Consider the following 21,802-nt stretch of genomic DNA (forward strand, 5'->3'; position numbering starts at 1 on the left):
CGCGAGCGGCGCCTACCCTGGGCCCAGCGCCGGACCCGGCGCGCATCAGTCCGCCAGGAGGCACGCGTGACGACGAAGGACGCAGACGCACCGACGCCCGCCGCGGGGAGTCCGGCCGGGCAGGACGACGCGGCGGGGAGCCCCACCGGGCAGGACGACGCCCCAGGCCGCGAGGACGCCAAGGCCCGGTTCCGCGAGGCGCTGGACCGCAAGAAGGCGGCCAGCCACCGGTCGGCGCAGGGATCGGGCAACACCGGCTCGGTGCACGGGTCGGAGACCACCGGCCCGGCCCAGCGGACGTTCCGCCGCCGGTCCGGCTCCGCCTGACCGGCGCGAGGCGCGGGCGCGCGGGCTCCGCCTGACCGGCCCGAGGCGCGGGCGGTCAGGCCGCCCCCGCCGACGGTCGCCGAGCCGTCGGTCAGGACAGGACGCGCAGCCGGACCGTCTGCGGCATCCGGGCGAGCGCGTCGACCGCGTCCGCGGCGATGTCGGAGTTCACGTCGGTGACCACGTAGCCGATGTCGCCCCGCGTGCCCAGCACCTGGCCCTCGATGTTGACCCCGTGCTCGGCGAGCACCGCGTTGACCGCCGCGAGCACGCCGGGGGTGTTGCGGTGCAGGTGGGCGATGCGCTGGATGCCGGTGCCCTGGTCGAGCGCCAGGTTGGGCAGGTTGACGCTGAGCGTCGTGGTGCCGGTGCCCAGGTAGTCCCGCAGCTTGTTCGACACGAACTGGCCGATCGCCTCCTGTGCCTCCTCGGTCGAGCCGCCGGTGTGCGGGGTGAGGATGACGTTCGGGAGGCCTCGCAGCTCCGACTCGAAGGCGTCCCCGCGCCGCTTGGGCTCGACCGGGAAGACGTCGACTGCCGCGCCGGCCACGTGGCCGGACAGCACCGCGTCGCGCAGCGCGGCGTAGTCCACGACGAAGCCGCGGGACAGGTTGAGGAAGATGGCTCCGCGCTTCATGCCGGCGAACTGGTCGGCCCCGAACAGCCCCGCGTTGCCGCTGCGGCCGTCCACGTGCAGCGTGACGACGTCGGCGGCCTCGAGCAGCTCGTCCAGGCTGTCCATCCGTCGGGCGTTGCCCAGCGCGAGCTTCTCCGCGGTGTCGTAGAAGACCACCGACATGCCGAGGTTCTCGGCGAGCACCGACAGCTGGGTGCCGATGTTGCCGTAGCCGACGATGCCCAGCGTGCGGCCGCGCACCTCGTGCGCGCCGGTGGCGGACTTCTCCCAGACGCCGTCGTGCATCGCGCGGTCGAGGACCGTCAGGCGCCGGGTGAGGGCGATGATCTCGGCCAGCGCGATCTCCACGACCGACCGGGTGTTGGAGAACGGCGCGTTGAACACGGCCACCCCGTGCGCCGCGGCCGCCCCCAGGTCGATCTGGTTGGTGCCGATGCAGTAGGCGCCGACGGCGAGCAGGTCGGGGGCGTGGGCCACCACCTTGTCGGTCACCTGGGTCTTGGAGCGGATGCCCAGCAGGTGGACGCCGTCGAGCGCCTCGACCAGCTCGTCCTCGTCCAGGGCTCCGGTGCGGGTGCTCACCTCGATGCCCTGGGCCGCCAGGATCGACCCGGCCAGTGGATGGAGGTTCTCGAGCAGGAGGGCGCGCAGCACCCGCCTATGGTGCGCCGTGTCCGCGGTTCGGACCAAAGCGGTCCCGCCACTCGGACGCCCGCCGCTGGGCGAGGTGGCCGGTGGCAGGGGTCCGACGACCCCTCGGGTGCTCGGGCTCGACCCGGCCGGGCACGCGCCGCACACCGGCCCCGCCCCACCCGCGCCCCCTGCCGTCCCGTGCCCGGCCCGGCCCGCCCCGCCTGCCCCGCCCCGCCTGCCCCGCCTGCCCCGCGCCGGCCTACCGCCCGCGTCGGCCTACCGCCCGCGTCGGCCTACCGCCCGCCGTACGCGGCTCAGGCGGGGTCGGACCATCCCACCGGCAGTGGCCGGTGGTGCACGACCCGCAGCTGCCGGGTGGGCCGGGTCATCGCGACGTACAGGTCGCCGGCGCTGGCGGCGAGCACGTCGGCCGGCTCGGCGAGCACGACGACGTCGAACTCCAGGCCCTTGGCCTCGCGCGGCGTGAGCACCACGAGCGGGGCGTCGAGCGCCGACGTCCCCGCCCCGAGCGCGGCCGCCAGACCCGACTGCCCGGCGGCCGCGCGCACCGCGGCCACCAGCCCCTCGGGGGCGACCACGGCGACCCGGCCGCCGTCCGCGACGTCGTCGACCCGGCCGAGTGCGGTGGCGGCCTCCCGCACGACGATGGCCACCAGCGCGTCGGCGGACGCGACCTCGTGGACGACCAGTGCGTCGGGCACCTCGCGGGCCGACCGCAGCGCGCTGACCGGCAGGTCCGCCGCGCGGGCCACCCGCTGGGCGCCGTCCGCGACGGCGGCCGGTGTGCGGTAGTTGACCGTGAGCTCCGACAGGCGCCACGTGCTGCGCAGCACGGGGTCGAGCATCGCGCGCCACGACCGCGCGCCGGCGCGGGCCGTGGTCTGCGCGACGTCGCCCACGATCGTCATCGAGCGGGTCGGCACCCGGCGCAGCAGCATCCGCCAGGCCATGGCGGACAGCTCCTGGGCCTCGTCGACGACCACGTGGCCGTAGGTCCAGGTGCGGTCGGCGGCGGCGCGCTCGGCCGTCGTGAGCCGCGGCCCGCTGCTCGCGAAGCGGTCGGCCAGCAGCTCGGCGGAGACCATCCCGGAGTTGCCGGACGACTGCAGCACCCGGCGCGCGTACTCGACCTCGGCGCTGCGGCGCTCGGCGTCCGCGCGCGCCTGGGCCCGCGCCGCCTGGTCGTCCTCGCCGAGCAGCTCGGCCGCCTCGTCCAGCAGCGGCACGTCGGCGGCGGTCCACGGCGAGCCCGGGTCGCGCCGCAGCAGCGCGCGGTCCCGGCGGGACAGCTCCGGGGCGGCGGCGGCCAGCCGGTGCGGCTTGGCGTACAGGTCCTCCACGAGACGCTGAGGGGTCAGCGGCATCCAGGCCAGGTTCAGCGCCACCCGGACGTCCCGGGTCGTGCGCAGCTCCTCGAGGATCTCCCCCCGCTCGTCGGCCGGCACCGGATACCCGAGCTGCTCGACGTACTGGTCGGCCAGCCGCGCGAGCATCTCCCGGACGAACGTCACCCGGGCCGCGTTGTGCGGCCGGTGGTTGCGCCGGGCGCGGGCCATGGCGTCCTGGACGTCGCGGGGCGTGATCACCACCACCCGCCCCTCGACCTTGACCTCCTGGGCCTCGGCCGGCACGCGCTGCCGCTGCCGGACCGCCCGGGCCACCACACCGGCCATGACGGCCCGGCCCTTGACCTCGGCGACGGCCTCGTCCTCGGTCGCGGTCACCTCGACGCCGGGCAGCAGGTCGCCGATCGTCGTGGTGACGACGCCGGTCTCGCCGAGGGACGGCAGCACCTGGTCGATGTAGCGCAGGAACACCGCGCTCGGCCCGATCAGCAGCACACCGGAGCGCTCCAGCACGCGGCGGTGCGCGTACAGCAGGTATGCGGCGCGGTGCAGGGCGACGGCGGTCTTGCCGGTGCCCGGCCCGCCCTGCACGACCAGCGCCCCGGCGAGATCCGAGCGGATGATCGCGTCCTGCTCCGCCTGGATGGTGGCGACGATGTCGCCCATCCGGCCGGTGCGTCCCGCCGCGAGCGCGGCCAGCAGCGCGCCCTCGCCGGTCAGGCCGGACAGCGCCGCGTTCGCCTCGCCGTCGTCGTCCCCCCCGACGCCGAGCGCGGCGAGGTGCAGGACCTCGTCCTCGATGCCGGTGACCGACCGCCCGCGGGTCACCAGGTGGCGGCGGCGCACGACGTCGTCGCGGTGGGCGGCGGTCGCGCGGTAGAACGCCTGCGCCGCCGGGGCGCGCCAGTCGGTGAGCATGGTGGTCTGCTGCTCGTCGGTGAGGCCGATGCGCCCGATGTACCGCTGGGTGCCGTCATCCAGGTCGAGCCGGCCGAACGCGAGGCGGTCCTCCACGGCCTCGAGCTGGGCGACCCGGTCCTCGTAGAGGGTCGCGAACGCGTCGCGCTCGCTGCGGTTCTGCGGTGAGCCGGACGGGCCCTCCAGGCGCACCTCGCGCAGCCGCTCGCGCTGGTGCGCGCGCAGGGCGTCGAGCCGCGCGTACAGCGCGTCGACCCGGTCCTGCTCGCCCCGCAGCTCGGCCTCGTGGCCTGCCATCGTCCCGCCCTCCGGTGCCGGCACCCGGCCCGAGGACCGACCGCCCGGGAAAGGCGGCCGTCCATTATCCGCCAGCACGGCACCACGTCCATCCGGCGTCCGCGTGTCGACCCGGGACCGTGCGTCGCCGCGTCGCCCGTATGCTCCGACCCGGGGACCGGACGAGAGGGCGGGCGTGAGCAGCAGCGTGACGGGGGGTGCCCCGATCCGCGTCCTGCTCGTCGAGGACGACGAGGGCGACGCGGTGCTCGTCGAGGAGCTGTTCCACGACGCCGGGATGGCGGTCGACCTCGTGCACGTCCGGTCCGTCGACGCGGCCCTCGGCGCGCTGGACGCCGACTGCGTGCTGCTCGACCTGGGCCTGCCCGACGCCGTCGGCCTGGACGCGCTCGAGCGACTGCTGGCCGCGGGCGCCCCGGCCGTCGTGGTGCTGACCGGGCTCAGCGGCACGGACCTGGGGCTGCAGGCGCTGGCCGCCGGCGCCCAGGACTACCTCGTCAAGGGCGAGGCCGACGCCGGCATGCTCGGCCGGTCCGTGCGCTACGCCGTCCAGCGCAGGCGGTCGGAGGCCACCGAGCGCGAGCTCTACCGCAGCCAGGTCCGCGCGGAGGAGACCGCGCGTCTGGAGCGCGCCCTGCTGCCCACGCCCGCGGTCATCGACCCGCGGCTGGAGGTGGGGGTGGGGTACCGCGCGGGGCGCCACGGCCTGCTCGGCGGGGACTTCTACGACGTCGTCGAGCGTCCGGACGGGTCGGTGCTGGCGATCGTCGGCGACGTGTGCGGCCACGGTCCCGACGCCGCCGCCCTGGGCGCCACGCTGCGCACCGCGTGGCGCACCCTGGTGCTGGCCGGCACCGAGACCGCCGCCGTCCTGCCGCTCGTGGAGCGCGTGCTGGCCGCCGAACGGTGGGCCGAGGAGATCTTCACGACCGCCGGCATGGTCGAGCTCGCACCGGACCGGCGCGGGGCCGACCTGTACAACGCCGGGCACCCGTCCCCCCTGCTGCTCGGGCCGCCGAGCCGGCTGGTGCCGCCCGACCAGCGCGGTCGCGCCATCGGCGTCCCGGTGCCCGGCGCCTGGCAGCCGCAGCACCTGGACCTCGGCCCGCGGTGGCGGCTGATGATGTACACCGACGGGATCATCGAGGCGACGATCGCCGGCGCCCGCGAGCGGATCGGCAAGTCGGGGCTGGTGGAGCTGGTCGACGCGGCCCTGGCCGAGGGCACGCCCTGCCTCGTCGAGGACGTCATCGCGCAGGTGCGCCGGCGCCACGGCGGCCAGCTCGCCGACGACGCCGCGGCCGTCGTGCTGGGCTGGGACGAGGACCGCCCGTGACCGCCACGCCAGCGGATGCGGGACGCCGGCCGGCGACCCTGCGCTCGCAGCTGCGTCGCGCCCTGCTCGCCGCGGCCGTCGCGCTCGGTGTGCTGGTGCTGTGTGCCGTGACGGCGACCGTCCAGGTCGTGCGCGCGCAGGACGACGTCACCGAGCTGTACTACGACGCGATCACCGAGGCGAACGACGGCTACGTGCGCATGCTGGACGCCGAGACGGCGGTCCGCGGGTACGCGCTGACGGCCGACCCGGTGACGCTCGAGCCGTACGCGCAGGCGCTGGGCGGCTCCGGGGAGTCGACGGCCGCGCTCGCGGACGAGCTCGCCGCCGACGCCGACCTCTTCGCCTCGCGCGAGCGGGCCGTGGAGGCTGCCCGGCGCTGGGTCGTGGAGTTCGCCCAGCCGACCACCGCCGCCGTGCAGACCGGCGGAACCGCGGCGGTGACCCCCGCGCAGATCGAGCGCGGCCGGGTGCTCTTCGACGCCACCCGCGACGCGGTGGAGACCTATCTCGACGACATCCGCGAGCGGCGCACCGACGCGATCGACGACCTGCACCGGTGGACGACCATCCTCGTCGCGGCCACCGCCGCCCTCGCGCTCGGCGCCGCGGTGGTCGGGCTGGCGCTGTGGACCACGCTGGGCCGCTGGGTCACCCGCCCGCTCGCCGCGCTGGCCGCCGACGCCCGGCACGTCAGCTCCGGCGACCTCGGGCACCCGGTGCGCTCGACAGGTCCCGGCGAGATCGCGGCCCTCGCCGTGGACGTGGAGACGATGCGGCAGGTCCTCGTGCGCCACGTCGACGAGGCGGCGTCGTCCACGGCGGAGCTCGGGCGTGCCCACCGCCTGCTCACCGAGCAGGCCGAGGAGCTCCAGCGCTCCAACCGCGACCTCGAGCAGTTCGCCTACGTCGCCTCGCACGACCTGCAGGAGCCGCTGCGCAAGGTGGCGAGCTTCACCCAGCTGCTCCAGAAGCGCTACGGCGGGCAGATGGACGAGCGCGCGGACCAGTACATCGAGTTCGCCGTCGACGGCGCCAAGCGCATGCAGCGCCTGATCCAGGACCTGCTCGGGTTCTCCCGCGTCGGCCGGATGAGCGGGCAGACCGTGGACGTCGACATGGCGGACGCGCTCGCGGAGGCGGTGTCCAACCTCGACGAGGCGGTCGCGGAGTCGGGGGCGACGATCACGCACGGCGACCTGCCGGTGGTCCGCGGCGAGCGCCCGCTGCTGGTGCAGCTGCTGCAGAACCTCGTGGGCAACGCGGTGAAGTTCCGCGCGCCGGACCGCGCCCCGCAGGTCCGGGTCACCGCCTGGCGGTCCGACGACGCCTGGCAGTTCGAGTGCCGCGACAACGGCATCGGCATCGACGAGCAGTACGCCGAGCGGGTGTTCGTCATCTTCCAGCGCCTGCACGCCAAGGACGCCTACGAGGGCACGGGCATCGGCCTGTCGCTGTGCAAGAAGATCGTCGAGTACCACGGCGGGCACATCTGGCTCGAGCCGCCGGACGACACTCCCGGCGCCCGCATCCGCTTCTCGCTGCCGATCACGCCCGACCCCGAGCCGGCGGCCGACGACGCACCCCCGTCGGCCCTCGACGCCCCCGAGACCACCGACGACCGCACGCCCGCCCCCGGGCGCTGAGAGGACCTCCATGCCCGGCACACCCAAGGTGATCGACGTCCTGCTCGTGGAGGACGACCCCGGCGACGTCCTGATGACCCGGGAGGCGTTCGAGGACAACAAGGTGGCGAACCGGCTCGCCGTCGTCAGCGACGGGGTCAGCGCGATGGAGTACCTGCGCAAGGAGGGGCCGTACGCCGACGCGCCCACCCCGGACCTCGTCCTGCTCGACCTCAACCTGCCGCGGATGGACGGCCGCGAGGTGCTCGCCGCGCTCAAGGAGGACGACGAGCTGCGCCGGATCCCGGTCGTGGTCCTGACCACGTCCGAGTCCGAGGAGGACGTCCTGCGCAGCTACTCGCTGCACGCCAACGCCTACGTCACCAAGCCGGTCGACTTCGACCGGTTCATCGACGTGGTGCGCCAGATCGACGAGTTCTTCGTCTCCGTGGTGCGCCTGCCCGGTCGCTGAGCCCCGCCCGCCCGGGAAGGATCGGGACCGCAGGCGCGTTGACGCAGGTGCCGGTGGTGCAAGCGCCGTCGGCAGCGAGCAGCGGAGAGGGAACGATGCTGAACCCGAGCGAGATCTACGAGGTCGACCCGCAGGCGGCGAGCCGCCTCGCGGAGCTGTCGGCCCACCTGCCCGACGGCGGCCCCGTCCTGGTCCACGCGGTGCGCGGCTTCGTCGACGCCGGCAGCGCCGGCCAGCTGGCGGCCGACCACATCCGCGAGGAGCTGGACACCGTCCGGCTGGTGACGTTCGACGTCGACCAGCTGCTGGACTACCGGTCGCGCCGGCCGCTGATGACGTTCGACGCCACCACGTGGAGCGAGTACGCCGAGCCCGAGCTCGGCGTGGACCTGGTCACCGACGCCGACGGCGTCCCGTTCCTGCTGCTGCACGGCGTCGAGCCCGACGTCCAGTGGGAGCGGTACGCGGCCGCGGTGCGCCAGCTCGTCGAGCGCTTCGACGTGCCGCTGACCATCGGCATCCACGGGATCCCGATGGGGGTGCCGCACACCCGGCCGCTGTCCGCCACGGCGCACGCGACCCGGCCCGAGCTGGTCGCCGACCACACCGCGTGGTTCGGCACGGTGCAGGTCCCGGCCAGCGCCAGCTCGCTGCTCGAGTACCGGCTGGGCCAGTCGGGTCACGACGCGATGGGTTTCGCGGTGCACGTCCCGCACTACCTGGCCCAGTCGCCGTTCCCGGTCGCCAGCCAGACCGCGCTGCGCAGCGTCGAGCGCTCCACCGGCCTGGACCTGCGGGTCGCCGCCCTCGAGGCGGCCGTCCGGGAGGCGAACGAGGAGATCGACCGGCAGGTCGAGGCGTCCGCCGAGGTGGCCGCCGTCGTGCACGCGCTCGAGGAGCAGTACGACAGCTTCACCCGGTCCATCGGTCGCACGAGCCTGCTCGCGGACACCGCCGAGATCCCGACCGCCGACGAGCTCGGCGACGAGTTCGAGCGGTTCCTCGCCTCGCAGCAGCGCGGCGACGGCCCCGGGCTGTAGCCGTCCGCCGGGGGCGCGGGGGCCCTCGTTCGGGGCCGTCGCGGCCGTGACCGAACCGTTGTGGCGGCGGTCCGCGGCGTCCACCGAAAGCGCGCCGCGGCCCGGCCCCTTGTGCCAGACTCGGCCGCGTTGCAGTGACGTACGGACGCTCGACCCGGCGCCGCGTCCCCCGGGGGGACGCGGTACCCCAGCCCTGGCTGGTCCACCCGGTGAAGGACGTGTGCATCGCGGCACGGCGGCCGGGCAGCACAGGTCCGGTCACTCACCTCGGATGGACAGAAGGACACAGAACATGGCACAGGGTGCTGTCAAGTGGTTCAACGCTGAGAAGGGCTACGGGTTCATCGCCCAGGACGGCGGCGGCGCGGACGTCTTCGTCCACTACTCCGCCATCGAGACCCAGGGGTACCGCTCCCTCGAAGAGGGCCAGCGGGTCGAGTTCGACATCACCCAGGGACCCAAGGGCCCGCAGGCCGAGCAGGTCCGCCCGCTCTGACGCGTGACCTCCGCGAGGCCCTGTCCCGTCCGGGACGGGGCCTCGCGGCACGTGCGGGGTCGTCCGGCGGCGCCGGTCAGGCGTCGTGCAGCGGTGCGGCGCCCGCCACGAACGCGGCCAGCTCGGGCCCGTGCAGCACCCGCGTCGGCGCCGGCAGCGAGCGCACGGCGCGGGCGAGGTCGGCCGAGCCCAGCAGGTCGGCGTCGTCGCTGCCGGCCAGCACGAGGTTGCCGTACCGCCGCCCCTTGAGCTGGGCGGGCTCGGCGATCGCGATGACGTCGGCGAACACGGCCGCGAGCGTGGCGACCTCTGCGCGTGCCGCCGCCAGGGGTGGCCGGTCGGCGCAGTTGGCCAGGTAGACGCCGCCCGGCGACAGCACCCGGGCGACGTCCCGGGTGAACTCGACGGTGCGCACGTGGTCGGGCGTGGTGTCCCCGGCGAACACGTCACGTACGACGACGTCGGCGCTCGCGGCCGGTCGGCCCGCCAGCTCGACCCGGGCGTCGCCGGCGCGGATCCGCAGGGCGGGCGAGCGCGGCAGGTCGAACCAGTCCCGCACCAGCTCGGTGAGCGCCGTGTCCAGCTCGACCGCCAGCTGGCGCGAGCCCGGCCGGGTCGCCTCGAGGTAGCGAGCCAGCGTGCAGCCGGCGGCGCCCAGGTGGACGGCGCGCACCGGGGCCCCGGGGGGCGCGAGGCGGTCGAGCACGGCCGCCATCTGCTGCATGTACTCGAACTCCAGGCGGGTCGGGTCCACGAGGTCCAGGTGCGAGCTCGGCACGCCGTTGACCAGCAGCGTCACTCCGCTCGGGTCGTCCCGGCTGCGCTCGAGGCGGACGGTCCCGGTGCTGGTGGCGACGGGGATGGTCGGGAGCTCGGCCGGTGTTGTGGGTGGTGGATGGGATGCTCCACGGCGTCGCCCCGACGAGGTGCCACCGGACCGTCCCACCCGACCACCGTAGGCCGTCCGACCACGTCTTGACGCGATCGAACAGATGTTCGACGATAGTCCGGGAGGTGCCCACCATGAGCCGAACGATCCATGTCGCGCCGCTGCCGACCACCGTCGTCGACCTGCTCCGCCGCGCCGACGCGGAGCTGCTCGCCGCCCAGTTCTCCGCGGTGCCTGCCGAGATGTTCAACCACGCCCACCTCGCCGCCCTGCGTGCGGCGGCGGCGGTCATCGCCGCCCGCGGCCGCCCGGGTGGCCGCCGGGCGCCGCGGACGGTGTGGGACATGCTGGCCGCGGTCGAGCCCGGCGCGGCCGACTGGGCCGCGTTCTTCGCCGACGGAGCGTCGCTGCGCCAGGCGGTCGACGCGGGCCGCTTCGACGCGGTCGACGCCGACCGTGCGGAGCGCACGCTGTGCGCCGCCGAGGACTTCCTCGACGACGTCCGGTCGATGCTGGAGGTCGAGGCCGGCCGGGGGCCCGTGCCGGCACCCCGGCACCTGACCGCGGTGCACGCCTCGTGAGCACGCCGACCCGCCGGGGCGCGCGGACGTGAGCCGGGGGCCACGGGCCGAGGGCGCCCGCCGGGACTGGGGCGCGCAGGAGGACGGCTGCTCGATCCTGCACGTCGACATGGACGCCTTCTACGCGTCCGTCGAGCTCGCCCGCCGGCCACAGCTGCGCGGCCGTCCAGTGATCGTCGGTGGCGAGGAGCGCGCCGTGGTCCTCGCCGCGACCTACGAGGCCCGCGCGTACGGGGTGCACTCGGCCATGCCGATGGCGACGGCCCGCCGGATGTGCCCGCAGGCTGTCGTCGTGCCGCCGGACCAGGCGACGTACCGCGCGGTGTCGGCGGCCGTCATGGACGCGCTGGCCGACGTCACGACGCTGGTCGAGCAGGTCAGCGTGGACGAGGCCTTCCTGGACGTGTCCGGTGCCCGACGCCGGCTCGGGCCGCCCACCGTCATCGCCGCCCGCATCCGGGAGCGGGTCCGGGCCGAGCACGGCATCACCTGCTCGGTCGGCATCGCCGGCACCAAGTTCGTCGCCAAGCTGGCCTCGGGCCACGCGAAGCCGGACGGCGTGCTGCTCATCCCTCGTGCGGCCACGGTGGACTTCCTGCACACCCTGCCGGTCGGTGCGCTGTGGGGAGTGGGGGAGCGCACCGAGGTCGCGCTGGCCCGGTGGGGCGTGCAGACGGTCGCCCAGCTGGCCCACAGCGACGTCACCACGATCCAGCGCGCGGTGGGCAAGGTGGCCGGGGCGCACCTGCACGACCTCGCGTGGGGCCGTGACCCGCGCCCGGTGCAGCCCGGCCGGGTGGAGAAGAGCATCGGCGCCGAGGTGACCTTCCCGTCCGACGTCGCCGACCTCGCCGTCGTCCAGCGACAGGCCGCGGTGCTCGCCGACCGGTGCGCGCAGCGGCTGCGTGCGGAGTCGATGCTCGCCCGCACCGTGAGCATCAAGGTGCGCACCTCGGACTTCCGGACGCTGACCCGCTCCCGGACGCTGCCCACGCCGACCGACGTCGGGCGTGACCTGCACGGCGTAGCCCGGGACCTGCTCGCGGCCGTCGACCTCGGCGGCCTGCCGGTGCGGCTGGTCGGCGTCCGGGCCGAGGGTCTGTCGCCGGCGGGGTCCACGCCGCGGCAGCCCACCCTCGAGGAGGCGGTGGGCGACGACGGGGCGGCACGCCGGGACGCGGAGCGCGCGATGGACCTCGTGCGGGCCAGGTTCGGGACCGCCGCGATAGTTCCCGGATCGGCGACCGCAGAACCGTGACGTTGTCATCCTCCGGTCAACTACCGAACCGGGGCCGAGCGACCTATCCTGATGACCCAGACCATGACCAGTCCCATCAGGGGAAGTGCGGGGGTAGTGATGCCTCTGTCCGAGTACGAGCAGCGCGTACTGGAACAGATGGAGCGACAGCTCACGTCTGACGACCCCAGGCTGGCCAACACGCTCCAGTCACGGGGCGGCCGGCGCGGTGTGGGCCGGTGGCTCATCGTCGGCGCCGGCTTCGTCGGCGGGCTCCTGCTCCTCGTTGCCGGAGCGGCGATGTCGCAGCTGTGGCTCGGGGTGATCGGGTTCCTGCTGATGTTCGGGGCGGTGGCGTTCGCCTTCGCCGGCCCGGCGTCGTCGCCGGGGCCCGTCGGCGTCGTCCGGGGGGACGGCACGGTCGGTCCTCGCCCGGCCCGCGGCCACAAGCCCGCGGCGCGACGCGGCTTCATGGCGCGGCTCGAGGAGCGCTGGGACCGACGTCGCGACCAGGGGCGCTGACCGTCCCGCACCGGTCGGCACAGATCGGGCGCTCTCGCCGGTCCGGCAGGGCAGCGGCCCACCCGCCCGCACCGCCCTCGCGATCCCGCTGATCGGCACATCCCGCCCCGGGTGACCGGCGGCCGCCGCCCACCACGGTGGGCTCACGTCCCGCGACAGCGTTCCCGTGCGCGCCTCGCTCCGGCCGCTCCGGCCCGGCCGCTCGGGCGGACCGCGCCGATGGGCGAGCCGGTCCACCGCACGCGGACACCTCCGACGGCACCACGGCCGCACCCGCGGTGCGCTCGGCCCGACCCGGGTCGCGCCGAGCCGCCGGGGTGTCGGGCGGAGCGCCCGACGCGCAGGCGCGCCGGGCGACCGCCGTGCGGACTACCGGCGGCGGCTACCGGCCGAGGCGAGCCGGGCGACGTCGCGCAGCACGACGGCGACCCGCTGCTCGAGCTCGGCGTGATCCCAGGTCCGCGGCGCGAGCGCGTACCGGTGGTTCTCGACCGCGTGGGCCAGCTCGCCCAGCGCGGTGCGCGCGCCGGGGTCCATCGGGCCCTGGCGACGGCTCTCGATCTGCTCCTGCACCACGGCGACGGCCTGCCGCGGTGTGTGCGCGTCGTTCCAGGTGATGCCGGACGTCGCCAGGCGTCGGCGCAGGTGCGCCCAGGCCGCCTCGGGACGCATCTCGACGGACCTCGTCAGGCGCCGGCGCAGCAGCAGCGCGCCGAGCGCCAGCATGAGCAGCCCACCCGCCACGGCGACGGGCACCAGGTAGCCGGGCGTCCCGGCCGTCGGCGTGGCGGCGGTCGGCTGCGGCACGGGGGCCGTCGACGGCGCCGGCACCGCACCGGCCTCGGGGATCTCCGGCTCGGCTAGGTTCGGGTCGGCGAAGTCGGTGCCGGCGAACGGATCGGCCCACTGCGGCGGCGCGCCGGTCTGCACGGCGGGGGTCGGCTCGAAGCGCACCCAGCCCGTGTCGGGGAAGTACAGCTCGGGCCACGCGTGCGAGTCCCGCCCGGTCACCACGTACCGGCCGGAGTCGTCCCTGCTGCCGGGCAGGAAGCCGACGGCCAGCCGCGAGGGGATGCCCAGAGTGCGCGCCATGACCGTCATGGCGGTCGCGAACTGCACGCAGTAGCCCCTGCGCGACCCGAGGAAGTCCCACACGGCGTCGTCGGTGCGTGCGGTGTCGACGTCGGTGGTGTAGGTGAAGTTCTGGGCGCTGCGGAAGTAGGACTGCAGGGCCAGTGCCTGGTCGTAGCGATCGGTCAGCCCCGCCGTCACCTCCTGCGCCGCCCGCGTGACGTCGTCGGTGCGGGACGTCTGCGGGACGGTGAGGTAGTCGGCGAGGTCGCGGGGGTCGTCGGTGCCGGACGTGCGCAGCGTGTCCGCCGTGAGCCCGAGCAGCTGGACGTCGACGGAGTACTCCAGGCCGCTCCGGGTCACCGCGGGCCGCACGACCTCGTCGCGGCGGCTGTCGTAGGCGATGCTCCCGCTGACCTCGACGGTCCGGGGCATGACCGGGACCGGGAGCCGGTCCTCGCGCAGCCCCTCCAGGCGCACCTCGAGCCGGGTGGAGGTCGGCGACGTGTCACCCGCGGGGACCGGGCCGAGGTCGCGGACCGGCCACAGCACCGAGCCGGTGTCCACCGGCGGCAGGTCCTCGGGGACGTCGGCCTCCCGCGACCAGCTGTCGCCGTCGTAGTCGCGCAGCGTGAACAGGCGCAGCGGACCGGCGGGCACCGGGTCCGCCCGGTACGCCAGGACCACCTCGGTCGAGCGGGCGCCCAGGCTCTGCCGCATGTCCAGGTCGTCCGCGAGCTGCAGCGAGCCCGACGTCGAGCTGCCGACGTCGGGCAGCCGGACGCTGGACCATCCGGGCAGGGCCGTGCTCACCGGACCGACCACGAGAGCCGCGACGGTGACCGCGACGGACGTGCCCGCCGCGGTCACCATGCGCCGCCGCCGGTCGACCGCCGCCGCGGCACGGCGCGTCGGCGCCGACGGCGAGGCGCCGACGGCCAGCAGGAGCAGGTAGGCGAGCGCGGTCCCCACGAACGCAGCCGTCGGGGCAGGACGACCGATCACCAGCGGCGGTATCCACAGCGCCAGGAGCGCCACGCCCGTCCACGCCGGTGCGCCGAGGCCGACGGCGAGCAGGTCGGCGGCGAGCACGACCAGCAGGGCGCCGCCCACCACGAGCGCCTCGAGCGGCAGGCCCGGCTCGGCCGGCGGCGTCGAGGTGTCCGCGGTGAGCAGGCCGCTGCGCAGCAGGTCACCGAACCGCCCGAACGACTCCCCGTCCGGCAGGACGTCCAGTCGCCCGGGTGGGCTGCCGTACACGACCAGGATCCCGGCGGCGGCCACCACGGCGCCGACGACGGTCGGGACCCACCAGGTCCGCGCCGCCGACCGGACCACGGCGAGCACGGCCGCCAGCGTGAACACCGCCAGCACGGCCGCCGTCGTCCACCGGCCCGGCCCGATCAGCCCGGACAGCGCGAGCACGCCCGAGCTCACCCCGAGGGCGCACAGGCCACCGGCGATCCAGGCGCGCGGTCCTCGGATGACGTCGTTCATCGCGCGGTCTCCAGCAGTCGGGCCCAGGTCTGGTGCAGGTCTTCGCCCGGCTCGGCGCCGCACACGTGCCAGCCGGCACGTCGCAGCGCGGCCAGCGTCACGTCGGCGTCCCGCCGGGCCGCGCCGAGCGCCGGCGGGACGCGCACGACGGCGAAGGCGTCGCAGCCGTCGGCCAGCGGCGCCAGCGCGGCCCGTCCACGGGCCGACAGCGCGCCGACCACGGCCAGCACGAGCTCGCGCCCCGTGACGGCGAGGCCGAGCTCGGCCACGGCCGCCACCAGGACCGCCTCGTTCTCGGCATCGGTCGGTGCCGGTTCCAGGTCGACCGCGCGGTCCAGCAGCTCGGCGCGGCCGCGGCTGCCGCCCCCCTCGCGCACCTGCCCGTGCGTGCCCACGGTCTCGCCGCCGGGGCGCGTCGTGTGACCGCCGAGCAGCCGCACCGGGTGGCCGCCACCGAGCGCCGCGAGCCCCATCGACGTCGCGAGCGACACGCTCCACTCGATGCCCGAACGGTCCCTCGGCAGGTCGAGCAGGATCGAGGCGGTGCGCCGGCCGGCTCGCTCGTCGCTGCGCACCACCAGCTCGCCGCGCCGCGCCGAGCTCACCCAGTGCACCCGGCGCAGGTCGTCCCCGACCCGGTAGCCGCGCAGGGCTGCGTCGTCGGGGGACGGGGACCGGGCGCCGAGCGCGACGCGGTCGGGCTCGCCCACCAGCGCACCGGAGGGCAGGTCGAGGTCCACGACCGCTGGCCACACCGTGACGTCGACCGGCTCGCCCAGGGTGGACCGGGTCCGCACCACGCCGAAGGGGTCGGTGCGGCGGGCGACCAGCGGGCCCAGCGGCCAGCGGCCACGCCGGACGGGAGCCAGGGCGTAGGACAGCGCGATGCGGCCGGCGGAGCGCTCCACCCGGGCCCGCAGCGTGAGCCCACCGGAGAGCTGGCTGGCCGCCTGCTCGCCGAGCTCGAGGTCCGCCAGCCGTGACCGGCCCGAGGTGTCGCCGGCGAGGACCTCGACGTGGGCGGTCGCGGGGGAGTGCGCCGAGACGGGGTTCGGCTGGACCGACCGGTGCACCCGGAGCGCATGACGACCACGAGCCGGGTCGAACAGCACCACCCACAGCGCCCCGGCCAGGACGAGCAGCGGGCCGACGAGCCCGAGCCGGGCGATGTCGATGGAACCCCACAGCCCGCCCGCGAGCGCGAGCACCGATCCGCCGGCGAGCAGGCCCCAGCCGCGCGGCGTGGGTCGCATCGACCACATGGGGACGCCTCCTCGGGGGGACGGGGCCGTGCCGGGCCGGCCCGTGGCATGGCGTGGTGCGCGGTCGCGCACGCGGCCGTGGTCGGTCAGCCGGTCGCGCGTCGGGCGCGGGGCGTCTCGACGGGCGGCAGCGGGGTGCGGGCCACGATGCCGCGGACGACGTCGGGCGTGGAGCGTCCGGCGAGCCGCGACTCGGTGCTGGGCAGCAGGCGGTGCGCCAGGACGGGCTCGGCGACCTCCTGCACGTCGTCGGGCAGGACGTGGTCACGACCGGACAGGGCCGCCAGCGCCTTCGCAGCCCGCAGCACCTGGATCGACGCGCGCGGTGACGCGCCCAGCCGCAGGCCGGGGTCCGAGCGGGTGGCGGCGACGAGGTCCAGCACGTACCCCTTGACCGCCGGTGCGGCGTAGAGCCGCCGCGCCGTCGCGATCAGCCGGCCGACCTGTGCGGCGTCGGTCACCGGGGCGAGGTCGGCGAGCGGGTCGGCGACCTCCTGACGTTCGAGCATCTCCAGCTCGGCGGACCGCTCGGGGTACCCGACGCTGAGCCGCGCCATGAAGCGGTCGCGCTGCGCCTCCGGCAGCGGGTACGTGCCCTCCATCTCGACCGGGTTCTGCGTCGCGATGACCAGGAAGGGTCGCGGCAGCGGGTAGGTCGCGCCGTCCACGGTGGCCTGCGACTCCTGCATGCACTCCAGCAAGGCCGACTGCGTCTTGGGCGAGGCCCGGTTGATCTCGTCGCCGATGACGATGTTGGCGAACACGGGCCCGGGGCGGAACTCGAACTCGTGGGTCTGCGCGCGGAAGATGTTGACGCCGGTGAGGTCGCTGGGCAGCAGGTCCGGGGTGAACTGGATCCGCCCGACGGTGCAGTCGATGCTCCGGGCCAGTGCCTTGGCCAGGGTCGTCTTGCCGACCCCGGGCACGTCCTCGAGCAGCAGGTGCCCCTCGGCGAGGAGCACCGCCACGGTGAGCCGGATGAGCTGCGGACGCCCCGCGACCACCCGTCCGATCCCGGCACTGATCAGGCTGGTGGTGTCGACGAGCTCGTCGAGCTCGGCCGACGTCGGCACGGCTTGCAGCATGGTGACTCCTCACGGGCTGCCCCAGAGCCTAGGCGACCGCGCGGCGGTGCGGCGAAGAACCGGGTGGGGCCACCCGGCCGGGTGGCCCCACCTCCCTCCACCGGTGGGTCCCGGTCCGCCCCACCCCGCTCCACCGCGCCTGCGGGCACGCGCCGGTGACCGTGGGCGCCGACGCGCCGGCGGGGGAGCGATGCGGCCGGACGAGCGATGTCGACCGCGGGGACGAGCCGGGAGGGCGGATCTCCTCCACCGGACCGTGCCGGCCTGACCTGCACGAACGTGCGCCGGTGCACCGGCGGGTCGGCCCGGACCTCTGGACGGTGGAGGGAAGTGGAGTACTGTGGGGCCACTGGGTGAGTGCGGGAGTCCACGGGGGAGGTCGGTCGTCCATGAGCGACCTCTTCGGTGCCGGGTCGGCGATGTTCCTGGGCACCTACACGCCCCGGCTCGACGACAAGGGCCGCCTGATCCTTCCCGCCAAGTTCCGGGGGCAGCTCGCCCCGGGGCTCGTCATGACCCGCGGCCAGGAGCGCTGCCTGTTCCTGCTGCCGATCGAGGAGTTCCGCCGGATGCACGACCAGATCCGCCGGGCCCCGGTCACCAGCAAGCAGGCGCGCGACTACCTGCGGGTCTTCCTGTCCGGTGCCAGCGACGAGCTGCCCGACAAGCAGGGCCGGATCTCCATCCCGCCGACCCTGCGCACGTACGCAGGGCTGGACCGGGACGTCGCCGTCATCGGCGCCGGGACCCGGGTCGAGATCTGGGACCTGGCGGCCTGGGAGCGGTACCTGGCCGAGCAGGAGTCCGGATACGCCGACACCGCCGAGGAGGTCTTCCCCGACGGACCGTTCTGACCACGCGCGTGGGCACCCGTGCCACCGCCCGGTGAGGTCTCCTCCCGCCTCGTCTGACGCACTTCCCCGGCGCCAGAGGGTCGGAGGGGGACCTGGCCGGACGGCGGAGGGCCGTCCGGCCGCCCCCGCACCCGTCCCACCACCTCCACCACCTCCCACCCCCCCCGTCCCACCGCCTCCCCAGCACCTGGAGCACCCCATGAGCGAGCCGCGCGAGACGGCGGACCGGCACACGCCGGTCCTGCTCGACCGCTGCGTCGAGCTGCTCGCGCCCGCGCTGGAGCAGCCCGGGGCCGTCCTGGTGGACTGCACCCTCGGCATGGGCGGGCACACCGAGGCGGTGCTCGAGCGGCTCGCCGGCGTGCGGGTCATCGGGCTGGACCGCGACCGCCAGGCCCTGGACCTCGCCGGTCGCCGGCTGGCCCGGTTCGGTGACCGCTTCGAGGGGGTGCACGCGGTGTACGACGAGATCGGCGACGTCCTGGCCGAGCGCGACCTGCCTGCGGTCCAGGGCGTGCTGATGGACCTCGGGGTCTCGTCCCTGCAGCTCGACGAGGCCGAGCGCGGGTTCTCCTACGCCCACGACGCCCCGCTGGACATGCGGATGGACTCCTCCGGCGGCCTGACCGCCGCCGACGTGCTGAACACCTACGACGAGCGCGAGCTCGCCCGGGTGCTGCGCGAGTACGGCGAGGAGCGGTTCGCGGCCCGGATCGCCCGCAACGTCGTGCGGGCCCGTGCGACCCGTCCGCTGACCCGGACCGGCGAGCTCGTCGACATCCTGCGGGCGAGCATCCCCGCCGCCACGCGCAAGACCGGTGGCAACCCGGCCAAGCGCTCGTTCCAGGCGCTGCGGATCGAGGTCAACGCCGAGCTCGAGGTGCTCGGCCGAGCGGTCCCGGCGGCGATCGAGGCGCTGGCCGTCGGCGGCCGGATCGTGGTCGAGGCGTACCACTCGCTCGAGGACCGGATCGTCAAGCGGGCGTTCGCGGCCGGCGCGACGTCCAGCGCCCCCGACGGGCTGCCGGTCGTGCCCGAGACCCACCTGCCCTACCTGCGGCTGGTGACCCGTGGCGCCGAGGAGGCGCCGCCCGACGAGCGCGAGCACAACCCGCGCTCGGCGTCGGTGCGCCTGCGCGCCGCCGAACGTCTTCGTCCCACACCCGATCACCTCCGGGGGGTGCGCCCATGAGTGCTCTGCCGCAGTCCTTCGCCCCGGCGCCGCGGCCGGTCCCGGCGCCGCCCGGTCCGTCGCGGTCCCGCACGCCGGGGTCCCGGCTCCGGGTCGTCCGGGCGCCCGAGCACCACCGCACCCGGGTGCCGTTCGTGCTGCTCTGCATCGCGATCCTGGCCGGCGCACTGCTCGGCGCGCTCGTGCTGAACACGTCGATGGCCAGCGCGGCGTACGACAAGCACCGGATGGAGGTCGAGCTCGCCGGACTGTCCCGCACCGAGCAGTCGCTGCAGACCAGCATCGACGCGCACAAGGCGCCGCAGCAGCTCGCCGCGTCGGCCCGCGCGCTGGGTCTGGTCCAGGCCCCGCCGTCGGCCTACCTGCGCCTGTCCGACGGGGCCGTGCTGGGTACCCCGACCCCGGCGGGAGCCGGCGGGTGACCGGTCGCGACCCCGGCCGCGGGCGGGTGGCGACCCCCCGGCCCGCCGCGCGCCCCACGCCCGCACCCCGCCCGACAGGGACGACGACGACGCCCGCTCGCGCCACGCGGACCGCGTCACCCGGTGCCCGCACCGCCCCGGCCGGCGCCCGCACGGCGTCGACCGCCGGCCGCGGGGCCACCCGCGGTGCGGCGAGAACCGCCACCACCGAACGGCCCACCGCGCGCACGCTGGCCCGGGCCGCGACCTCCGTCGAGACGCGCGGCGCCGCGGTGACCGGCGGCGCCGTCCCGGCCGCCGCGGACCCGGACCGCCGCCACCGCGTGCTGCTGGGCATCGCGCTCGCGCTGCTCGTCGTCTTCGCCGGACGGCTCTTCTACGTCCAGGGCCTGGCCGGGTCGGCGGTGGCGGCCACGGCGCTCGAGGAGCGCATGAGCACCGCGACGCTGGTCGCCCCGCGGGGACAGATCACCGACGCCGAGGGCGTCGCGCTGGCCACCACGGTCGAGCGCTACGTGCTCTGGGTGAACCAGGCCCAGATCGCGACTTTCAAGCGGACCGTCAACGGGACGGTCGTCGCCGAGGGCCCGGCCGGAGCCGCGCAGATCCTCGCGCCGCTGCTCGACGTCGACGCCGGCGAGCTCGGCTTCCAGCTCACCGGCGACAGGACGTACGTCGAGATCCGCCGCGGGGTGCTGCCCGAGGTGTGGCGCGCCATCCGGCAGGAGGGGATCACGGGGGTCGAGGCGGACCGCGCCGACGAGCGCATCTACCCGGCCGGCTCGGTCGCCGGCAACGTCGTCGGCTTCCTCAACCAGGACGGCGAGGCCCTCGCCGGCCTGGAGCGGGCGCTGGACGACGAGCTCACCGGCGTCGACGGCACGTACCGGTACGAGCGCGGCGCGGGCGGGCAGGAGATCCCGGGCGGCGCACGCGAGCAGACGCCCGCCCAGCCGGGTCACGACGTGCGCACGACCATCTGGCGCGACCTGCAGTGGAAGGCCCAGGAGGCGGTCGACCAGCAGCTGGTGGAGACCGGCTCGGACTCCGCCGCGCTCGTGGCGATGAAGGTCGACACCGGGGAGATCCTCGCGCTGGTGGACTCCGGGGCCGTCGACCCCAACGAGCCCGGCCGGACGCCGGCCGACCGGCGCGGGTCCCGCGCCATCTCCGACGTGTTCGAGCCGGGGTCGACCGCCAAGGTCATCACCATGGCGGCCGCCATCGAGAGCGGGATCACCGACCCGTACCAGCCGTGGGAGGTGCCCTACACGTACACGACCGCCAACGGGCAGACCTTCAAGGACTCTCACGAGCACGGCCTGGAGAAGCTCACGACCACCGGGATCCTCGCCGAGTCGTCCAACACGGGCACCGTCATGCTCGGTCAGCAGATCCCCGAGCAGGTCCGCTACGACTACCTCGCCAAGTTCGGCTTCGGCACCCCGACCGGCCTGGAGCTCCAGAACGAGTCCGCGGGGATCCTGCACCCCGTGGACGCCTGGGACGGGCGCACCAAGTACGCCGTCCTGTTCGGCCAGGGCGTGTCCGTCAACGCGGTCCAGGCGACCCAGGTCTTCGCGACCATCGCCAACGGCGGCGTCCGGATGCCGGCCCACCTGGTCCGGGACGTCACCGCGCCGGACGGCACGGTCACCGCCGCCCCGCCGGGGGAGGGCACCCGGGTGGTGTCCGAGGCGACGGCGGACACCGTGCTGACCATGCTGGAGAGCGCCGTCGACGAGGGCACCGGCTCCAAGGCCGCCATCCCGGGCTACCGCGTCGCGGGCAAGACCGGGACCGCGCAGTCCTGGGGCTCGGACGGGCGCACGGGCATCACGGCGTCGTTCATCGGCGTGGCGCCGGCGGACGACCCCCAGATCGCGGTGGCGGTCATCATGCACAACCCGCGCACCTCCGAGTGGGGCGGTGACGTCGCCGCACCGGTGTTCAGCGAGGTGGCCGGGTTCGCGCTGCAGATGCTCTCGGTGCCGCCGACCGGCGCGCCGGCGACCCTCTTCCCCACGACCTACGAGTGAGGC

General features: G+C 75.4%; 19 protein-coding genes. 13 read left to right on the forward strand and 6 right to left on the reverse strand.

The annotated features are described in order from the left end of the window. Positions 1-66: 66 nt before the first annotated feature. Complete coding sequence (locus Q0840_RS19090) at positions 67-327, forward strand: DUF5302 domain-containing protein (protein WP_367183120.1); 261 nt, start codon at positions 67-69, stop codon at positions 325-327. Positions 328-418: 91 nt separating this feature from the next. On the opposite strand, the gene serA is transcribed toward Q0840_RS19090, so the two are convergent. Both serA and Q0840_RS11820 read right to left on the reverse strand, forming a co-directional pair. Continuing rightward, positions 419-1,654, reverse strand: coding sequence for a phosphoglycerate dehydrogenase (serA, locus tag Q0840_RS11815; RefSeq protein WP_298459676.1), 1,236 nt, complete (start codon positions 1,652-1,654; stop codon positions 419-421). 257 nt (positions 1,655-1,911) lie between these two features. Further along, the gene (locus Q0840_RS11820; RefSeq protein ID WP_298459677.1) at positions 1,912-4,179 is read right to left on the reverse strand and encodes an AAA family ATPase; all 2,268 of its coding nucleotides are present in this window, start codon (positions 4,177-4,179) and stop codon (positions 1,912-1,914) included. Positions 4,180-4,354: 175 nt separating this feature from the next. Here Q0840_RS11820 and Q0840_RS11825 point away from each other — a divergent pair, with 175 nt between their 5' ends. The 5 genes from Q0840_RS11825 to Q0840_RS11845 all read left to right on the forward strand — a co-directional run bounded on the left by Q0840_RS11825 (position 4,355) and on the right by Q0840_RS11845 (position 9,148). Then, positions 4,355-5,515 (forward strand): PP2C family protein-serine/threonine phosphatase, encoded by a 1,161-nt coding sequence (locus Q0840_RS11825; protein WP_298459678.1) that lies wholly within the window; start codon positions 4,355-4,357, stop codon positions 5,513-5,515. Then, on the forward strand, positions 5,512-7,161 hold the full coding sequence (locus tag Q0840_RS11830; protein WP_298459679.1) for an ATP-binding protein: 1,650 nt from the start codon (positions 5,512-5,514) through the stop codon (positions 7,159-7,161). The genes Q0840_RS11825 and Q0840_RS11830 overlap by 4 nt, the downstream gene beginning before the upstream one ends. A 10-nt stretch (positions 7,162-7,171) precedes the next feature. Beyond that, positions 7,172-7,612, forward strand: a complete 441-nt coding sequence (locus Q0840_RS11835) for a response regulator (protein ID WP_298459680.1) — start codon at positions 7,172-7,174, stop codon at positions 7,610-7,612. A gap of 95 nt (positions 7,613-7,707) precedes the next feature. After that, complete coding sequence (locus tag Q0840_RS11840; protein ID WP_298459681.1) at positions 7,708-8,652, forward strand: proteasome assembly chaperone family protein; 945 nt, start codon at positions 7,708-7,710, stop codon at positions 8,650-8,652. A 292-nt stretch (positions 8,653-8,944) separates the two neighbouring features. Then, a complete protein-coding gene (locus Q0840_RS11845) occupies positions 8,945-9,148 on the forward strand; it encodes a cold-shock protein (RefSeq protein WP_298459682.1) in 204 nt (67 codons plus the stop codon). Between the two features lie 76 nt (positions 9,149-9,224). On the opposite strand, the gene Q0840_RS11850 is transcribed toward Q0840_RS11845, so the two are convergent. Further along, positions 9,225-10,094: a spermidine synthase gene (locus tag Q0840_RS11850; protein WP_298459683.1), complete on the reverse strand. Its 870-nt coding sequence runs from the start codon at positions 10,092-10,094 to the stop codon at positions 9,225-9,227. A 77-nt stretch (positions 10,095-10,171) separates the two neighbouring features. Here Q0840_RS11850 and Q0840_RS11855 point away from each other — a divergent pair, with 77 nt between their 5' ends. From Q0840_RS11855 to Q0840_RS11865, 3 genes are all read left to right on the forward strand, one after another. Then, a complete protein-coding gene (locus Q0840_RS11855; protein WP_298459684.1) occupies positions 10,172-10,618 on the forward strand; it encodes an SAV_6107 family HEPN domain-containing protein in 447 nt (148 codons plus the stop codon). A 28-nt stretch (positions 10,619-10,646) separates the two neighbouring features. Beyond that, the gene (gene dinB, locus Q0840_RS11860; RefSeq protein WP_298459685.1) at positions 10,647-11,876 is read left to right on the forward strand and encodes a DNA polymerase IV; all 1,230 of its coding nucleotides are present in this window, start codon (positions 10,647-10,649) and stop codon (positions 11,874-11,876) included. 99 nt (positions 11,877-11,975) lie between these two features. Beyond that, positions 11,976-12,377: a DUF3040 domain-containing protein gene (locus tag Q0840_RS11865; RefSeq protein ID WP_298459686.1), complete on the forward strand. Its 402-nt coding sequence runs from the start codon at positions 11,976-11,978 to the stop codon at positions 12,375-12,377. A 369-nt stretch (positions 12,378-12,746) separates the two neighbouring features. Here Q0840_RS11865 and Q0840_RS11870 read toward each other — a convergent pair whose 3' ends face one another. The 3 genes from Q0840_RS11870 to Q0840_RS11880 all read right to left on the reverse strand — a co-directional run bounded on the left by Q0840_RS11870 (position 12,747) and on the right by Q0840_RS11880 (position 17,292). Then, positions 12,747-14,945: a DUF3488 and transglutaminase-like domain-containing protein gene (locus Q0840_RS11870; protein ID WP_298459687.1), complete on the reverse strand. Its 2,199-nt coding sequence runs from the start codon at positions 14,943-14,945 to the stop codon at positions 12,747-12,749. Next, entirely contained in the window at positions 14,942-16,207 is a 1,266-nt protein-coding gene (locus tag Q0840_RS11875) for a DUF58 domain-containing protein (protein WP_298459688.1), read from the reverse strand. Before Q0840_RS11875 ends, Q0840_RS11870 begins: the two co-directional genes overlap by 4 nt. Positions 16,208-16,293: 86 nt before the next feature. Beyond that, on the reverse strand, positions 16,294-17,292 hold the full coding sequence (locus tag Q0840_RS11880; protein ID WP_298459689.1) for a MoxR family ATPase: 999 nt from the start codon (positions 17,290-17,292) through the stop codon (positions 16,294-16,296). A gap of 419 nt (positions 17,293-17,711) precedes the next feature. Here Q0840_RS11880 and mraZ point away from each other — a divergent pair, with 419 nt between their 5' ends. The 4 genes from mraZ to Q0840_RS11900 all read left to right on the forward strand — a co-directional run bounded on the left by mraZ (position 17,712) and on the right by Q0840_RS11900 (position 21,799). Further along, entirely contained in the window at positions 17,712-18,146 is a 435-nt protein-coding gene (mraZ, locus tag Q0840_RS11885) for a division/cell wall cluster transcriptional repressor MraZ (protein WP_298459785.1), read from the forward strand. Positions 18,147-18,345: 199 nt separating this feature from the next. Next, complete coding sequence (rsmH, locus tag Q0840_RS11890; RefSeq protein ID WP_298459690.1) at positions 18,346-19,338, forward strand: 16S rRNA (cytosine(1402)-N(4))-methyltransferase RsmH; 993 nt, start codon at positions 18,346-18,348, stop codon at positions 19,336-19,338. Continuing rightward, positions 19,335-19,760 carry a hypothetical protein gene (locus Q0840_RS11895; protein WP_298459691.1) on the forward strand — a complete coding sequence of 142 codons (426 nt, stop codon included), beginning with the start codon at positions 19,335-19,337 and terminating at the stop codon, positions 19,758-19,760. The genes rsmH and Q0840_RS11895 overlap by 4 nt, the downstream gene beginning before the upstream one ends. Continuing rightward, entirely contained in the window at positions 19,757-21,799 is a 2,043-nt protein-coding gene (locus Q0840_RS11900) for a penicillin-binding protein 2 (RefSeq protein ID WP_298459692.1), read from the forward strand. The genes Q0840_RS11895 and Q0840_RS11900 overlap by 4 nt, the downstream gene beginning before the upstream one ends. Positions 21,800-21,802 lie beyond the last annotated feature (3 nt).

This window comes from uncultured Cellulomonas sp. (assembly GCF_947494015.1).
Lineage (GTDB): Bacteria > Actinomycetota > Actinomycetes > Actinomycetales > Cellulomonadaceae > Pengzhenrongella.

What these genes read in the sequence shown, in the direction of transcription:
- Q0840_RS11820 (WP_298459677.1), bottom strand. Translation starts at nt 4,179, where the DNA reads ATGGCAGGCCACGAGGCCGAGCTGCGGGGCGAGCAGGACCGGGTCGAC.
- Q0840_RS11835 (WP_298459680.1), top strand. Translation starts at nt 7,172, where the DNA reads ATGCCCGGCACACCCAAGGTGATCGACGTCCTGCTCGTGGAGGACGAC.
- Q0840_RS11840 (WP_298459681.1), top strand. Translation starts at nt 7,708, where the DNA reads ATGCTGAACCCGAGCGAGATCTACGAGGTCGACCCGCAGGCGGCGAGC.
- Q0840_RS11845 (WP_298459682.1), top strand. Translation starts at nt 8,945, where the DNA reads ATGGCACAGGGTGCTGTCAAGTGGTTCAACGCTGAGAAGGGCTACGGG.
- Q0840_RS11855 (WP_298459684.1), top strand. Translation starts at nt 10,172, where the DNA reads ATGAGCCGAACGATCCATGTCGCGCCGCTGCCGACCACCGTCGTCGAC.
- Q0840_RS11865 (WP_298459686.1), top strand. Translation starts at nt 11,976, where the DNA reads ATGCCTCTGTCCGAGTACGAGCAGCGCGTACTGGAACAGATGGAGCGA.
- Q0840_RS11870 (WP_298459687.1), bottom strand. Translation starts at nt 14,945, where the DNA reads ATGAACGACGTCATCCGAGGACCGCGCGCCTGGATCGCCGGTGGCCTG.
- Q0840_RS11875 (WP_298459688.1), bottom strand. Translation starts at nt 16,207, where the DNA reads ATGTGGTCGATGCGACCCACGCCGCGCGGCTGGGGCCTGCTCGCCGGC.
- Q0840_RS11880 (WP_298459689.1), bottom strand. Translation starts at nt 17,292, where the DNA reads ATGCTGCAAGCCGTGCCGACGTCGGCCGAGCTCGACGAGCTCGTCGAC.
- mraZ (WP_298459785.1), top strand. Translation starts at nt 17,712, where the DNA reads ATGTTCCTGGGCACCTACACGCCCCGGCTCGACGACAAGGGCCGCCTG.
- rsmH (WP_298459690.1), top strand. Translation starts at nt 18,346, where the DNA reads ATGAGCGAGCCGCGCGAGACGGCGGACCGGCACACGCCGGTCCTGCTC.
- Q0840_RS11895 (WP_298459691.1), top strand. Translation starts at nt 19,335, where the DNA reads ATGAGTGCTCTGCCGCAGTCCTTCGCCCCGGCGCCGCGGCCGGTCCCG.